The 15,965-nt window shown below is 34.1% G+C and carries 13 protein-coding genes; 9 read left to right on the top strand and 4 right to left on the bottom strand.

Annotated features, from left to right (window positions below; genetic code table 11):
- Nucleotides 1-27: 27 nt before the first annotated feature.
- Nucleotides 28-1,524, bottom strand: a complete 1,497-nt coding sequence (locus tag J2Y60_RS02815; RefSeq protein ID WP_309912038.1) for a glycine--tRNA ligase — start codon at nucleotides 1,522-1,524, stop codon at nucleotides 28-30.
- A gap of 302 nt (nucleotides 1,525-1,826) precedes the next feature.
- Here J2Y60_RS02815 and J2Y60_RS02820 point away from each other — a divergent pair, with 302 nt between their 5' ends.
- The 7 genes from J2Y60_RS02820 to J2Y60_RS02850 all read left to right on the top strand — a co-directional run bounded on the left by J2Y60_RS02820 (nucleotide 1,827) and on the right by J2Y60_RS02850 (nucleotide 9,521).
- Nucleotides 1,827-3,722 carry a PQQ-binding-like beta-propeller repeat protein gene (locus J2Y60_RS02820; RefSeq protein WP_309912037.1) on the top strand — a complete coding sequence of 632 codons (1,896 nt, stop codon included), beginning with the start codon at nucleotides 1,827-1,829 and terminating at the stop codon, nucleotides 3,720-3,722.
- A gap of 55 nt (nucleotides 3,723-3,777) precedes the next feature.
- Nucleotides 3,778-5,679 carry a hypothetical protein gene (locus J2Y60_RS02825; protein ID WP_309912036.1) on the top strand — a complete coding sequence of 634 codons (1,902 nt, stop codon included), beginning with the start codon at nucleotides 3,778-3,780 and terminating at the stop codon, nucleotides 5,677-5,679.
- Between the two features lie 110 nt (nucleotides 5,680-5,789).
- The gene (locus J2Y60_RS02830) at nucleotides 5,790-5,984 is read left to right on the top strand and encodes a type II toxin-antitoxin system VapB family antitoxin (protein ID WP_309912035.1); all 195 of its coding nucleotides are present in this window, start codon (nucleotides 5,790-5,792) and stop codon (nucleotides 5,982-5,984) included.
- Nucleotides 5,969-6,391 (top strand): PIN domain nuclease, encoded by a 423-nt coding sequence (locus J2Y60_RS02835; protein WP_309994532.1) that lies wholly within the window; start codon nucleotides 5,969-5,971, stop codon nucleotides 6,389-6,391. The genes J2Y60_RS02830 and J2Y60_RS02835 overlap by 16 nt, the downstream gene beginning before the upstream one ends.
- On the top strand, nucleotides 6,388-7,344 hold the full coding sequence (locus J2Y60_RS02840) for a glycosyltransferase family 9 protein (RefSeq protein WP_309912033.1): 957 nt from the start codon (nucleotides 6,388-6,390) through the stop codon (nucleotides 7,342-7,344). Before J2Y60_RS02835 ends, J2Y60_RS02840 begins: the two co-directional genes overlap by 4 nt.
- Nucleotides 7,345-7,495: 151 nt before the next feature.
- Nucleotides 7,496-8,380: a carbon-nitrogen hydrolase gene (locus J2Y60_RS02845; RefSeq protein WP_309912032.1), complete on the top strand. Its 885-nt coding sequence runs from the start codon at nucleotides 7,496-7,498 to the stop codon at nucleotides 8,378-8,380.
- Nucleotides 8,381-8,543: 163 nt separating this feature from the next.
- On the top strand, nucleotides 8,544-9,521 hold the full coding sequence (locus J2Y60_RS02850; RefSeq protein WP_309912031.1) for an acyl-ACP desaturase: 978 nt from the start codon (nucleotides 8,544-8,546) through the stop codon (nucleotides 9,519-9,521).
- A gap of 348 nt (nucleotides 9,522-9,869) precedes the next feature.
- Here J2Y60_RS02850 and J2Y60_RS02855 read toward each other — a convergent pair whose 3' ends face one another.
- Nucleotides 9,870-11,240: a M20/M25/M40 family metallo-hydrolase gene (locus J2Y60_RS02855; RefSeq protein ID WP_309912030.1), complete on the bottom strand. Its 1,371-nt coding sequence runs from the start codon at nucleotides 11,238-11,240 to the stop codon at nucleotides 9,870-9,872.
- A gap of 38 nt (nucleotides 11,241-11,278) precedes the next feature.
- The gene (locus tag J2Y60_RS02860) at nucleotides 11,279-12,061 is read right to left on the bottom strand and encodes a polysaccharide deacetylase family protein (RefSeq protein WP_309912029.1); all 783 of its coding nucleotides are present in this window, start codon (nucleotides 12,059-12,061) and stop codon (nucleotides 11,279-11,281) included.
- Nucleotides 12,062-12,199: 138 nt separating this feature from the next.
- Here J2Y60_RS02860 and pgeF point away from each other — a divergent pair, with 138 nt between their 5' ends.
- On the top strand, nucleotides 12,200-12,943 hold the full coding sequence (gene pgeF, locus J2Y60_RS02865; protein ID WP_309912028.1) for a peptidoglycan editing factor PgeF: 744 nt from the start codon (nucleotides 12,200-12,202) through the stop codon (nucleotides 12,941-12,943).
- Nucleotides 12,944-13,147: 204 nt separating this feature from the next.
- Nucleotides 13,148-13,312: a hypothetical protein gene (locus J2Y60_RS02870; protein ID WP_309912027.1), complete on the top strand. Its 165-nt coding sequence runs from the start codon at nucleotides 13,148-13,150 to the stop codon at nucleotides 13,310-13,312.
- A 103-nt stretch (nucleotides 13,313-13,415) separates the two neighbouring features.
- Here J2Y60_RS02870 and J2Y60_RS02875 read toward each other — a convergent pair whose 3' ends face one another.
- Nucleotides 13,416-15,902 carry an outer membrane beta-barrel protein gene (locus J2Y60_RS02875; protein ID WP_309912026.1) on the bottom strand — a complete coding sequence of 829 codons (2,487 nt, stop codon included), beginning with the start codon at nucleotides 15,900-15,902 and terminating at the stop codon, nucleotides 13,416-13,418.
- Between the last annotated feature and the right edge of the window lie 63 nt (nucleotides 15,903-15,965).

A 15,965-nucleotide genomic window follows, 5' to 3' on the forward strand; every position in this document is an offset into this window, starting at 1 on the left:
TTCAAAAGAATGATTATTAAGTAATTATTATAATTGCTCAAATACTCTTTCCATGCTGATAGCATAGCCAATTTTGTCTCGTAAGTCAGCAATTTTTACTCTTTCTTGTTCCATTGAATCACGGTGACGAATTGTTACGGTTTCGTCTTCCATTGTTTGATAATCTACGGCGATACAATAAGGAGTACCAATTAAATCCTGACGAGTATAACGTTTCCCGATAGCACCACCATCATCATAAGTGGTATTAAACGAACGTTTTAATGAATGGAAAATTTCTTGTGCTTTTTCAGCCAAGCCATCTTTTTTCACCAAAGGTAAAACTGCTGCTTTGATAGGAGCAACCGATGGATGGAATTTTAGATAAGTACGTTGTTTTTCAGCTTCGCCTTCACCCACGGTTTCTTCAGTATATGCATTACAAAGTACAGCCAAGAACAGACGGTCGGCACCTACAGATGTTTCTACTACGTAAGGAATATAGTTTCCATAAGGTTTACCATTTTCGTCAAGGTCGGCATCAAAATACTGTTGTTTTTTCTTTGAAAGCGTTTGGTGAGCGGTCAAATCAAAAGCAGTTCTTGAGTGTATCCCTTCCATTTCTTTAAATCCGAATGGGAATTGGTATTCAATATCCACGGCAGCATTGGCATAGTGAGCCAGCTTTTCGTGGTCGTGGAATTTTAATTTTTCAGCAGGAAGACCAATTGCTTGGTGGAATTTCAAACGAGTTTCTTTCCATGAATTATACCATTGCATTTCTGTACCAGGGCGACAGAAAAACTGCATCTCCATTTGTTCAAATTCACGCATACGGAAAATGAAGTTACGCGCAACGATTTCATTACGGAAAGCTTTTCCGATTTGGGCAATTCCAAACGGAATTTTCATACGCCCAGATTTCTGAACATTCAAGAAGTTTACAAAAATTCCTTGTGCTGTTTCTGGACGAAGATAAATCAATGAAGCATCTTCTGAAACTGCACCTACTTGGGTAGAAAACATCAAATTGAATTGGCGTACTTCTGTCCAGTTGCTTGTACCAGATATTGGACATTTAATGTTTTCATCAATAATTAATTGACGAACGCCATCCAATTCACCAGCATCTAACAAACGTGCCATTTCCTGTAATAATGCTTTTCCTTTTTCAGGACTTCCTTCAGCTTCATAAAGTTCAGCTTTGGCTTCTAATAATTGGTCAGCACGATAACGTTTTTTAGAATCTTTGTTATCAATCATTGGGTCGTTGAAAGAATCAACGTGTCCTGAAGCCTTCCATGTAAGCGGGTGCATAAAAATGGCTGCGTCAATCCCAACAACATTATCGTTGAGCATCGTCATGGCTTTCCACCACAAAGTTTTAAGATTGTTTTTCAACTCTACACCGTTTTGACCATAATCATAAACGGCTTGTAGCCCATCATAAATTTCAGAAGAAGGAAATACAAAGCCATATTCTTTGGCATGCGAAATGATTTCTTTTAGCGAGGAAGCAGTATCTTGTTGTTTTTGTTCAGCCATGATTTTAATGATCAATTAACGATTGCTCGTCAACTGTAATTAGCATTTTACTTGTTTTTTGTAAAAATATTAACAAAGTTATCAAATTTGCCTTGAATTGTCTGTTACGAAGTTTAGAATAATAATTTCAAAGTTAAATATTGATTTACATTTAGATTTTTTTAGGTTTTTATTTATATTTGTTTCTAAGTAGTATCTACACTTTAATATCATCTATTGTTTAAAAACCATTAGAAGAGAATTGTGGAAAATACTACCGTATCCCCATAAATTTTCCTTAATATTTTAAACAACTACTACAAATGAAACAGTTTTTATCTGCTTTCCTACTTGTGCTATGCTCTTTTGGCACATTTGCCCAACGTTCATTCGACCACATTCTTCAAACAGAAGGTAACATTCAAGATTTAGTACAAAATGAAATTACTGGTATTATCGTCATTAAAGAAGGTTCTACTTTAAAAGGAATTGATGCAGAAAGTAAAAAAATCGTATGGACTTTAACCAAAGATGATTTTGGGGCAACTTCTGTAAAAGATATTTTGGACGACCCTGAATTCGGTAAATTTTTTAAAGAAAAAAAAGAACTTACTAGTGTTGCTAATAGCCCTTATGTAGAGGCTTTTATTAATTCTAAATACGTGGTTGTCAATACTGAAACTGGTAAGATTGTTTACAATTCTTCTAAAGAGCCTTTCACTGTATTTCAATCTGATTTTATTCCTGAATCTGACGAATATTTATTGACATTAAAAAACAGCAATACTGTGTCAATTGCCTTATTGGATATGAAAACAGGAACATTGAAATGGAATTCAGCGGTAAGTAAAGAAAAGTTTATTTTTAGTATTTCTTTAAAAGAATCTGTGAATACCAATATTGCTAGAATAAATGGCGAAACCATCTATTATCTACTTTATGGTAAGTTGTATTCTTTTAATAAAACAACAGGTAAATTAAACTGGACTGGGCAAGAAGAATATACCAGATTTTTCCCTACTCAAAACGATAAAAATATCGTGGTAGTAAACAGCAAAGGTTTGCTGTCTTCTAAAGAATATTTGAATGTTTTGAATACTGAAACTGGAAAGAGTATTTGGGAGGAATCAATCAAGACAAAGAGAATAGTATATTTAGAAGACTGGGGCACAAAATTATTAATTGCTCATAATAGTGGTTTTAACTTTTTTGACTTGAAGACGGGTGAAAAAATCTGGAAAAAAGATGCTCGTGGTGATGGTTTAAAGCGTGTTATTCCTATTGATAAAGACTTCCTTTATGTAGCTGAAAACGAAATGATGTTGATAAATAAAGAAGGAGAAAAACTTTGGAAGAGCTTTATTGAAATTGCTGATGAAAAAGAAGATCCTATTTATTACTTAGGTAAAGTTGGTGATAAAGTAATGTATTTGACGGGTACTTATGGTAACATGGTGGATTACAAAAGTGGACGTAAACTATGGAAAAGAAACATCAAATTCAATGAAAAAAGACCTGTTTTACCATATTATGATGAAGCTGCCAACGCCTATATCGTTTATAATGACGAAAAGCTGTATAAGTTTGACCCATCAATAGCTGACAAACCAGAACCTTTTGCAGAAGTTAACATCAAAAATGAAAAAGAGCTAAATAGTATAGAATTGTTCCCTTGGGGTGTTGTTTTGTCAGGCCCAGTAGAGGTAATGGGTGTAGGACTAGATGGTAAAGTGAAATATCATAAAGTGTACAAACAACCGGGTGAAGGCAACAGACAGTTGATTAAAGGAGCTTCAATGGTAGGTAGCTTCGCACTTGGAGTTAACTCTGCTAAAAATGTGTTAGAAGGAGGGGAAATTAGAATGTATCAGCGCGATGAAAATGGCGTTTTGAGAGACCTTGGAGTTGTTAGAGAAGCCGATAAGGGTAAAATGGCAATGGCGGATGCATCAGCAATGGGTGCAGGTGCTTTAAATCAATTGGCATCAAGATATGGATCTCGTTTTAAAGCGATGAAACAAAACAGAGACTTCTCGTATATTTATGCGAAAGAAGAAACTGGTGAGAAAGTATTAGTAAAAGTAAGAAAGACTGACGGAGTAGAAGTAGATAAATTGATTTTCAAAAACGATAGACCAGTTTATGAAATTGACCCTGCTACTCAAAATGTATTCTATATTTTGAATAATACGGTACAGATTTTTGATGCTAAAAAATAAACCAATAAACAAGAGAGTCCATCAAAATAAGTTTGATGGACTCTTTTTTTGCCATATGAAAAGAACTATACCCTTTATCATCCTTTTTTTTAGTTTTATTAGCGGATTCTCACAAGAAAAGGTGAAGTTTACTAAAAAAAACTTTATTATTCCAAGCATTGTTCCTTCAGAATATAGTTGTTTAGATAATTTTCTTACGCAATCTACTTTTTATCAATTAGGGAATCGTTTACCTGTTTCAGAGACAAATCTGAAGAAAGAATTTTTCAATATAAAAGGTTATATCAAGGAAGCAGACAATGGACAACTTAAAATTTTTGTGACGATTCCTGTCCCTGAATATCAAAAAAGCAGAATTGATACTATATTCAATAAAAAAACACTAAAGTTTTCTTATGTTCCTTACTCAAGCTTTAAGGTGATTGTTAAAGTAGAAGTGAAGTGTCAATCGCAAACTATTTATAAAGAAGAATTCAATACGAATGAAATAGTTACATCAGATCCTTTTGCAACATTAGAGGATTTAAAAAAAGGCTTAAATAAAATTGAAGTAAACAATGAATATGGGGATGAAATAGAAAAGGCAATACATATTGCTTTGGAAAAGATTCAAGTAAAACTGAATGAAAAACTAGGCTATTATCCCCAAGTAAGTAAAGAGACTTTTGTGTTTTTGACTTCTGTAGAACATCCAGAGTACAAGCAAATGCTTGAATTTGAAAAGGAAATAACGGCACAATTAAAAAAAGTTACCTTAGCATCGGGCATTGATGAACAAGCAATGCTACCTCATTTAGCCTATTTAGAAAGCCTTCTGGTAAAATATCCGCAATCAGATGAAAATACTAAAATAAGATTTATCATCACTAACAATTTGAGTCAGTTGTATTTCTTACTTGAAAATCGTGAAAAAGCCTTGTTTTACGCAGACTTGTTAATTAAAAATGATATGCGAAAAGTATGGGGACGCGAGCTAGTTGTGAGAACCAATAATAGCTTTTTTGTTGATAAAAAGAAACGTACCCATACACCTCGTTTTAGTGAATTAAAAAAGCTAGGCTTTGAGATTCAGCAGGATGAGATTAATGAAAAAGAAGAAACCAGACTTGCCTTTTTTGAAAAAATAGAAAGAGATATTGCCGATTGGGAACAAGAGAAAAATAATCGATCAGCATATTTAGAAAAGACAAAAGCTAAACGCAATAATGTCCTTGATTCGCTGGCTAGCCAAAATAATGCTAAAATTTTAGAAAAAGTAATACTAGGCTTTGGCGGAGGACAAATTATAAAAGGAATTGAAAAAGTACATACCCTTTCAAAATTATCTTTTGAAGATAGTAATGTGCCTTTTTATGAAGAAAAATGGGAGAGTGCTTTTACCAATTATCTCCTAAAAAAGAAAAACCCAGATTTGTTTTATAAGGTAGTAAATCAAGCTGAAGGATGGCAGCATGATGATCGAATAAGAGGTGAAAAATGGAAAAAAATAGATACTGATGATTATTGGGAGACTTTCCTTAATCTTGACCCACTCTATTTACTTACTTCATTTCGTTTGGACTTATGGGAGAATTATGAGCTATCAGATGATGTAACAATAGATGAAAGGTTGTGTTATCATTTAACTTATACGGAGAAAACACTTAATTCAAAAAATCGTTCTGTTCCTAAAACAGAATATCATTTGTATATTGACAAAGAGACATTTAGGGTGATTTCTTCTGAGAAGACAGCATTTGAAGATGGCAAAAAGCTATCATTTGAACGAAAGATTTTTCAGGATTATCGAGAATTAATCAGTCTTAATAGTGGAGCTATACCACATCGTATTTTATATCAGATTGAAGATTATTACGGAGAAACTTTTTACCAAGAGCAAATCGAAAAGATTGAAATTAATTCAGGTTTTGCTAATAGAATTTTTGTCAAAGAGGTTTATTCAGGAGGATTTAAATAATAAATTGGGGTGTTAGGAAAACTAACATCCCAATTTTTTTGATTGAAATAGATGTTTTAAAGACTTTACCTTAAAAAATCGTTAATTTTGTATATTAAAAGCCGAAAATCATGAGAACGAATATTGAAATAAATGACGAAATCTTACGTGAGATTAGCCAACTTAAACCAGCTTCTTCTAAAAAAGAAATTGTCAATATTGCTTTGAAAGAGTACTTAATGTATTTGAAACGTGTTGATTTATTGACATTAATTGATAAAGGAATTGATTGGGAAGGCGATTTAGAACAATGGAGAAGTCAATGAAACACGCTATCATTTTTGATACTTCGGTTTGGATTCAATTAATACAACACAAAAAAACGTCACAAGCATTATTGCTAAGAGAATATATTGCTGATAATCACCCTTTATGGATAACGCCAACAATTTTACAAGAGATTCTGCAAGGTACAAAAAGCCAACAAGAATTTGAAAGATTAAAAGCTTCTCTGTTAAGTTTTAGATGTTTGGTGTTGAATCCCATTGATATAGCGATTGAATCCGCAAACCTTTATCGCTCTTTAAGACAAAAAGGAGTAACAATCCGTAAAGCCAATGATTGCCTAATTGCTGCTTATGCTATTCATTTTAAGGTTGAGATTTGTCATCAAGATTCAGATTTTGACTTAATTGCAGAACATTCTTCCTTGAAAATCACCCAATTTGCATGACCAAATTCCTAATTCTTCGTTTTTCTTCTATTGGTGATATTATTTTAACTACTCCAGTTGTTCGCTGTTTGAAAAAACAATATCCTGATGCAGAAGTGCATTTTGTTACGAAGAAATCTTACAAAACTTTAGTTGAAACCAATATCTACATAGATAAGTATTACTTGTTGGATAATAGCCTTAATGATTTGATAAAACAACTCAAAGAAGAACGCTATGATTATGTGATAGATTTGCATAATAATTTAAGAACAAGGGTTATCAAATTTAGACTTGGTGTAAAATCATTCAGTTATGATAAACTAAATTTTCAAAAATGGCTTTTGGTAAAGTTTAAGAAAAATGTGATGCCAAATGTCCACATAGTTGATAGAAATCTAAAAACGGTTGAAACTTTAGGGATTAAGAATGATAATGCTGGATTAGACTATTTTATTCCAGCAAAAGACGAATTGCCAGTTGAATGGCTCCCTGCAAGCTTTAGAGATTCTTATGCTGTATATGCTATTGGCGGGCAACATGAAACCAAAAAGTTGCCATTGCCTAAGATGATAGAATTGTGTGAAAAGATAGATTTACCACTTGTGTTGATTGGGGGAAAAGAGGATACTGAGCAAGCGGAAAAGTTGGTTTTTGCCTTTGAAAATAAAGCAAATAAACAAATTTTAAATACCTGTGGTAAATGTACTTTAAACCAATCTGCTTCGTTGATTAAAGGAGCAAGCATTGTTTATACACATGATACAGGAATGATGCACGTAGCGGCAGCATTAAAGAAAAAAGTTGTTTCAATTTGGGGAAATACAGTGCCTGAGTTTGGAATGTATCCGTATCAAACTAATTTTGTAGCACTTGAAGTGAAAGATTTAGCGTGTAGACCCTGTTCAAAAATTGGTTATGAGCAATGTCCATTGGGACATTTTAAATGTATGAATGAATTGGAATTTGAGTAGTTTTGAATGGCAAAAATTAACTTCTAGTTTTGATAAGAAATAATAGAGCAAAATTAAACGATATAATTAAAAAGAGTAATTCAATGATAATGAAAGTGTAATCACTAAATCACCCATTCATTAAATCACTCAATTACTTAAGTAAGTATCAATGACAAAAAAAGTAAACATAGGACTTGTCCAAATGTCTTGTACTGAAAATGTACAGGAAAATATGCAAAAAGCAATTAAAGGCATTCGTGAAGCAGCCCAAAAAGGTGCTAATATTGTTTGTTTGCAAGAATTATTTACCTCATTGTATTTCTGTGATGTGGAAGACCATGCTAATTTTAATTTGGCAGAACCAATTCCGGGGCCATCTACAGAAACATTGTCGGAAGTTGCTAAAGAATTAGGCGTAGGAATTATAGCTTCATTGTTTGAGAAACGGGCGGCGGGTTTATACCATAATACAACAGCGGTATTAGATGCTGATGGAGCTTACTTAGGAAAATATAGAAAAATGCATATTCCCGATGACCCGGGATATTACGAGAAATTTTATTTTACCCCTGGAGATGCTTCTTCGGAAGATTCGGGATATAAAGTTTTTCAAACAAAATTTGCAAAAATTGGTGTATTAATTTGTTGGGATCAGTGGTATCCTGAAGCTTCAAGAATCACGGCTTTAATGGGGGCGGAAGTATTGTTTTATCCAACAGCTATTGGGTGGGATACAAATGAAACGGATGCTAATACCAATCGTGAGCAATATAATGCTTGGCAAACTATACAGCGTTCTCATGCTGTAGCAAATGGTGTTCATGTGGTGTCTGTTAATAGAGTAGGACGTGAGGCTGACCAACAATTTTGGGGAGGAAGTTTTGTAGCGAACCCTTTCGGAACGTTACTTTACTTAGGTTCACACGAGCAAGAAGAAGTGCATGTTCAAGAAATAGATTTAGCTAAAACGGAATATTATCGCTCAACTTGGCCTTATTTACGGGATAGAAGAGTAGACAGTTATCATCCAATTACTAAAAGATTTATAGATTAATCTGAATAATACCAAATTATATAGGGTAATAATGATAATTATCATTCTAGCATTTATATATTATTCAGTATCTTTGTAAAATTCTATAGCGAAAATGGAACTATTTTTGTGATGATAAAAAACTTTTGACCGATACTCTTAGTCCACAAACCACAACAATTAAATGGAAAAGCGAAATGAAAGAATTGAAGTAATGAATCACCTTGCCGTTAATATGGACGACATTGTGAACAAGTACCTCATTCCTATAGATACCAACTGGCAACCTTCTGATTTTTTACCAGATGCTAGCAAAGAAACTTTTTTTGATGAAGTAAAAGAAATTCAGCAGGCTGCACGTGAACTACCTTATGATTATTGGGCAGTGTTGATTGGAGATATGATTACTGAAGAAGCTTTGCCTACTTACGAATCATCAATTATGGTAGTACAAGGTGTCGATATGGTTCATGAACCTCAAGGTTGGGCAAGATGGACACGTGCTTGGACAGCAGAAGAGAACCGTCATGGAGATTTACTGAACAAATATGTATACCTTTCTGGACGTGTAAATATGAAAGCGGTTGAAATCTCAACGCAGCATTTAATTGCTGATGGCTTTGATATTAAAACAGATGACGACCCATACAAGACGTTTGTTTATACTTCTTTCCAAGAGTTAGCAACTAATATTTCGCACCGTCGTACGGCCTCTTTAGCTAAAAAGCATGGTAATAATTCATTGTCAAAAATGTGTGCAATGATTGCTGCCGACGAGATGCGTCACCATAAAGCTTACAAGAGTTTTATCAGTAGTATTTTTGAAATTGATCCATCTGAGATGATGATTGCTTTTGCGGATATGATGAAACAAAAAATTGTAATGCCTGCTCATTTTTTACGTGAAATGAATGGTGAAAAAAGTGGCGTATATGGTCACTTTTCTGATGCTGCTCAGCGTTTAGGCGTTTATACAGGAAAAGATTATATCGAAATTACAGAGATTTTATTGAACGATTGGAATGTATCAACAATGACTGGCTTAAATGGTACTGCTGCGAAAGCACAAGACTATTTGATGCGTTTACCAGAACGTCTGACACGTTTAACCGACCGTATCAAAGTGCCTGAATTAGAATATAAATTTAGCTGGATTAATTAATGTAATTGAGTGATTTAGTGAGTAATGTTTTCATTATCAGTAAATTAGTTATTTCAATAATGTACTGTTACATCATTACTTAACGCTTGCTTCACATAAATAAAAAATGCCTCAATCCGAAGATTGAGGCATTTTTTTATGTGACTTTAAATTTTAAATTTGTTAAATATTTGATAGTCAATATTTTATCACTATCGAGGGGCTTAAGTCCCTCGATAGTGATAAGGCTTGAAATTTCAATTGCTTTGATCAATAATTACATCTTTTAAAGAGGTGGATAATCATTAAGCTCTGAAACCTTCAATACAAAAAAAGCTCAAAGCTCATCACTCAAAGCTAAAAAACTACCTATAATTTATCCAATAAATATATTAAACTCGCCATCGAAGCAGCACCTAGTTCTAATTCACGTTGGTTAACGGTTTCAAAAGTATCATTTGAAGCATGGTGATATTCAAAATAACGTTGAGCGTCTGGTTTAAAGCCTACTAATACCGTTCCTTGTGGAGCTAATGGACCAATATCAACACCGCCGCCACCACGCTCAATTTCATGTAAGCCATAAGGTGCTAACAAAGTACGGTACGACTGGATTTTAGTTAATAATTCCGCAGAAGCACCTTGAACCCCAAAACCACGAGGTGTAAAACCTCCGTTGTCTGACTCTAAAGCAAAAATGTGTTTTTCATTATTTTGTTTAGCCAACTCTGCATATTTAATTCCTCCACGTGTTCCGTTTTCCTCATTCATAAATAATACTATTCGGATAGTATGTTTTGGCTTAATGTTTAAGGTTTTAAACAAACGAGCTACTTCAATTGATTGCACAATACCTGTACCATCGTCATGAGCACCCTGAGCTAAATCCCAAGAATCTAAGTGTCCGCCTACTACAATAATTTCTTCTGGATGTTCGCTACCTTTAATTTCTGCAACCACATTATGAGAAGGCGCATCTGGAAGAGTTTCACAAGATTGTTTGAAGTAAAATTTTGTCGCAGGGTTCTCCTTTAAGGTATTACTCAATAAAGTAGCGGCTTTTGTACTTAAAGCTGCCGCTGGAATCAACGGAACACCCGTTCCATACGTCATTGAACCTGTATGTGGATAATCGTTTTCAGTACTACTCAACGAACGAATAATTACGCCAATAGCACCCACTTTTGAAGCTTCGTTAGCACCACTACGACGTTGGTCGCCTGCTTGTCCATACGCCTCAAAAGTATTGATTTTGGTAGGATCCATTGGGCGATTAAAGAAAACTATTTTGCCTTCGCATTTTTCTTTTCCTAATGCTCTTAGCTCCTGAAAGTTCTTTACTTCAATTACCTCAGCCGTGATTCCTTTTTTAGGCGTAGCGATTGACCCCCCTAAGGCTACTAATGGTACTGATATTTTTTGTTTACCATTTAAAATATAACCTTCTTCTTTTGCCCCACGTACCCAGTGTGGCACCATTACATCTTGCAAGAAAACACGGTCGTAACCACCTGTTTCTAATAATGCTTTTCCCCATTGCACGGCTTTTTTAGCCCCTTCAGACCCACTTAGTCGCGGACCAACATTAGCGGTTAAATCACGAAGCCATTCGTAAGATTTGCCACGAGCAAGAGATTCATCAAAGAATTTACGGATGACAGTTGAATCATTATCTTGTGCAAAAGTGGATAATGATAATGATAAAAGAATAGTAGTGATGAAGGTAGTTTGTTTTTTCATTGAAAATTTTTGTGTTAATGTAGCATATGAGTGTTAATTCATAAACCTGAATGAAGTTCGTTCATTGTAAAATATTGAAGTTTCAATTTAGCACTTTCTGCTAAGATTTGCTCTAAAAAATGTATATCAAAACCATATTCTTCTGGTTTATGAGTGATTATACGCAAAGGGCGATGCCCAAAAAGCATCATTACACTGTTTTCCTGCTGAGCTCTTGCTAATCCTTTTTTTATATCTTCTATCGTCGTATTATTACCCACATCAATCAACAAGGCATTTACCTTTGGGCTATCGTTGTGTTGATGATATATTTCATCCATGTTTTCAACTTCACGACGGTAAGTAAATCCTAATATTTTTCTTTCTTTTATCGCTACGTCTCTCAAAAGTTTAAAGTGCTTTAATAGCTCTTTATCAATATACCAAATTTGAGAGCCTCCTGGATGAGCAAAAGTTGTGGGATTAAATCCTTGTCGCTTCATCGTCCTAAGCGCTTGAAAGACTTCTTTTTCCATGTATTCATCCATAGAATGTTCCCAAACATACCTTATCGAGCCTACGTGCATGGCGCCATGACAACCAATTTCATGCCCTTCGGCTTGTAATTGACGTAGCATGATGATTTCTTCTTTAGAAAGACTATCGGGTTGTGTCACGTAAAATGTTACTTTTGCGTTGTATTTTTTGAAAAGTGGTCTTAATTGATACCATTCTTTAATAAATCGGTCATCAAAAGAAAGTGCTATGCCAGTAGGCTGGGAAGCTTTTTTCTCTTGACAGCTTATTAATAGCAAAAAGAATAGTATATAAATTAGTTTCATTTTTGATTGTAGGATTATAGGAATATTAGACTTTAGAACTTTAAGATGAAGGATTTTAGGGTATGAACTCTAGTCTAAAGTTCCTAAAATCTTTCAGTCCTAAAGTCCTCTAGTCTCCAAATCCAAAAAAACATAAAAATGTTTACCCGACCTCAGATATTTGAACAATTTACAGCACTGGTAGCGGCTGAAAGTACTCGTAAAAATGGTTTTAGCGAGGCTCCTTACAATTCCTTAAACTTAGGGTTATATTCTGGCGATTCGCTCGAAAATGTGCATAAAAATAGGGATAAATTCTATGAAGCTTTGGGTTTTTCTGCTGAAAAGGTAGCTTTTTCTTATCAAATTCATGAAGATAAAGTATTAACAGTAACTAAGGCAGGTTCTTATGATGGTTTTGATGCCCTGATTACCAATCAAGCCGATGTATATATAGCGGTTACTATAGCCGATTGTACGCCTATTTTAATTTATGATGCTACACAAAAAGCAGTAGCAGCCATTCATGCAGGTTGGCGAGGAACGGTTTTAGGAATTGTTGGTAAAACAATTACACAAATGACCACAGCATTTGGCACCAATCCGAAAGATTGTTTCGCCTATGTAGGCACTTGTATTGATGAATGTTCTTTTGAAGTAGGCGAGGAGGTTGCCCAAAATTTTGATAGTCAATTCAAAAGATTTGATGCAGAAAAGGCAAAGTATTTTGTTGATTTAAAGAAAGCCAATCAGGCACAATTACTAGCATTAGGTGTGCCGACTAACCATATTGAAATATCAAAATTCTCTACTGTATTAGACAATGAAAACTATTTTTCACATAGAAAAGAAAAAGGGAAAACAGGAAGAATGTTAGCTATAATAGGTGTCAAAAATGGTTGATTTCTAGGAATAATTAAATATAATTGAAGTATTTAAAGAATATATATTGGAATAATTATATTTTTTGCAATTGTTAAAGCTATTATTCGTAACTTTGTGTCAGTCAAGTAATTAACGCGAATTTAACGATTATCACTTTTTAAGTGAGTCTCAGTTTAGAGTATCAATAATCATTAATCGCGTTTCATTAAACAACACAAATTTATGAAATATTATCCCTTATTGGCCGAGATGATTCTGGAAGAATCAAATAGCCCCAAGACAAATTTGAAAGCGTCAGAAAATAAAAGTAATGATGCAGACAAAGGCTGGTTAGAGCGTTTTTTCGATTTCTTAACGCCATCTAACATTTACGTTGCCACAAAGTAGCAATTTATACATTACAAAGAAAGGATGCCAGTTACGGCATCCTTTCTTAATTTTCAATAGTCAATAGATTTCGAGTTATTTTTCACTGTAATGAAAAATCATTTTAGTTACCACTGTTTTTTACACGTCCCTTTTCATCTTCTAATCCAGTTCTACGTTGACGAGCAGCAGCGACTTTACTATTTCCGAAACGGTAAGAGAAATTCAAACGAATTACTCTGCTTTCCCATTTATTTGTTACTTGTACATCAATGTCGTTAAAGATGAATGACCCTCTGAATTGATTTGACCAGAACACATCGTTAACATTCAATTTCAATGTAGCTTTGTCATTCATGAATTTTTTCTGAATACCGAATGACATAGCTCCCATTGGACGACCAGCTAATTGTCCTTCAACAAATGGAGACATATACCAACCACTCAATTCTAAAGTATATTTTTTAGGTAAAGTAAATTGATGTGTCATATTAGCTTGATAAGTAGTAGCACGAGCATCCAAAGGCTGAAGGATAGTCGATGACGTACCATCTGAGTTAATAGTCGTTTTAGGAATATCACCTACGTAATGATTGTTGTACAAATTCAAGTAAGTATTACTAAACCACCATTTTGTAATTGGTACTGGCACTGAGAACGAAATACCCATGTTTTCTACATAACCAATATTGATTTTAGTTACGTTAGTTGTTTTCAAGGCATTGTTTTGTTCCAAAATTTCAGTCATTACTCCATTGGTTCTACTGAAATTTAAAGTTGTCGTAATGGCATCTTTATAAGTATGCGATACTTCAAAGGCATTAGTGTACTGTGGTTGTAATAATTCATTACCTCTCTGGAAAGTATACGGATCAAGAAAGAATAAGAATGGGTTTAAGTCTTCGTAGCTAGGGCGGTCTATTCTACGACTGAACGAGTAACCTAATTGATGATCTTTTGCTAATTTCTGACGGAAAAATACACTTGGGAAAAAGTTGGTATAATGTCTGTTTAATAATTCTTTCCCTAATAAAGTACCTTGTCCGTTTGTATTCTCAACTCTCAAACCTAGTTGCATACTTACCTTTTTGAACTCTTTTGAGTAATTGATATATCCAGCATTGATGTTTTCTTTGTAAACAAAATCACGAGTACGCGTTGGGTCTAGTACAGGCGTATTTAAATCGCCCACTAGGAATACAAAACTCATATCATTTCCAGAATGAACATAGCTTGATTTTAATCCTGTTTCAAACTTTGATGTTTTGTTGATAGGATACGTTAAATCTACTTTAGCAGAATAAATATTAATCTTAGAATCAGTCAAACCATCTTCATTTCTAGTTTGGCGCAAAATATTCTGAGTATCATATTTTGAAGTACGATACTTCATAGAATTGTTGGCATCATATCGTGCATAATCTAAGTCAGCAGTTATTTCTCTGCCAGTAGAATCAATCACGTGTTTGAAGTTAATATTGGTTGAGTAATTACCCCAATTGTTGTTGATTGCTCCTAATGTTCTTGATGTAGTATCTAACTGTGCTGTTGCATTCTTGATTAAAGTCTCGTTATTCAAGTCTTCTTTCCAAGTTCCATTCATTCCATTGAACAAAAATCCGATGGTGTTCTTTTTGTCAAGGAAATAGTCAGCACCCATTTTGTAAGAGAAAGAATTGTTTCTTCTATCATTATCGCCCACTTGGTCGAAACCAGAAATCACTTTTCCATTTTCAAAAAACTTACGGTTGATTGTTTGATATTGGAAGCTTTTTCTATCATTAGCAGAGAAGTTTCCAAACACATTCACTTTCCCACTTCTATAGTTTAAGTTTAGCCCAGCACTTTCTTTTGGTAAAGATTTATAAGGCCCATATCCTAAACCAATATTTGCCGAACCATTCAAACCTGTATTCTGATTCTTTTTCAAGCGGATATTAATTACCCCTGCATTACCTGCGGCATCATATTTAGCAGGAGGGTTAGTCATGATTTCAATCTTATCTAACTGAGTTGCTTGCATGTTACGAAGCATATTAGCTAGGTCACTAGCAGACATATACGTTGGCTTGCCATCTAACATTACCATCACATTTTGCTTTCCTTTCAACGAAATGTTTCCGTCTTTATCCACCGTAACACCTGGCGATTTCTCTAAAACTTCAATAGCAGTATTGCCAGCCGATACAATTGAATTTTCAACATTTACGACTGTTTTGTCTATTTGTTGCTCTATAAAAGGTTTTTTAGCCGTTACCTGTACTTCACCTAGTTGCTTAGAATCTTCTGATAATACTATTTTTGATAATTTGATATTAGAAGTCTCAGCCGAAAGAATGAATTTTGGCGTATAGTATTTTTTATAGCCCAATTGCGAGATATTAATGATATAGGTACCATAATTTACTTTCTCGAACTCAAAAGTGCCGTTTACATCGCCCAATGCCCCTTTTACTAGAGATGAGTCTTTGGCGTTCAACAATGTAATAGTAGCAAATTCTACAATTTTACTTTTATCGTCAGTAATTTGTCCAGAGATTTTCCCCTGAGCTTGTACCTTAATAGTAGATAAACTAAATAAGATAAGGAATGAGTAAAAAATTGTTTTCATGATGAATGAATTTTAGGTTTTTAGATTTATCGGCTAAACTTTTGCTTAAACTGAAATTATCTT

The sequence above is a fragment of the Arcicella sp. BE140 genome (genome assembly GCF_031456255.1).
GTDB classification, from domain to species: Bacteria; Bacteroidota; Bacteroidia; order Cytophagales; family Spirosomataceae; genus Arcicella; species Arcicella aquatica.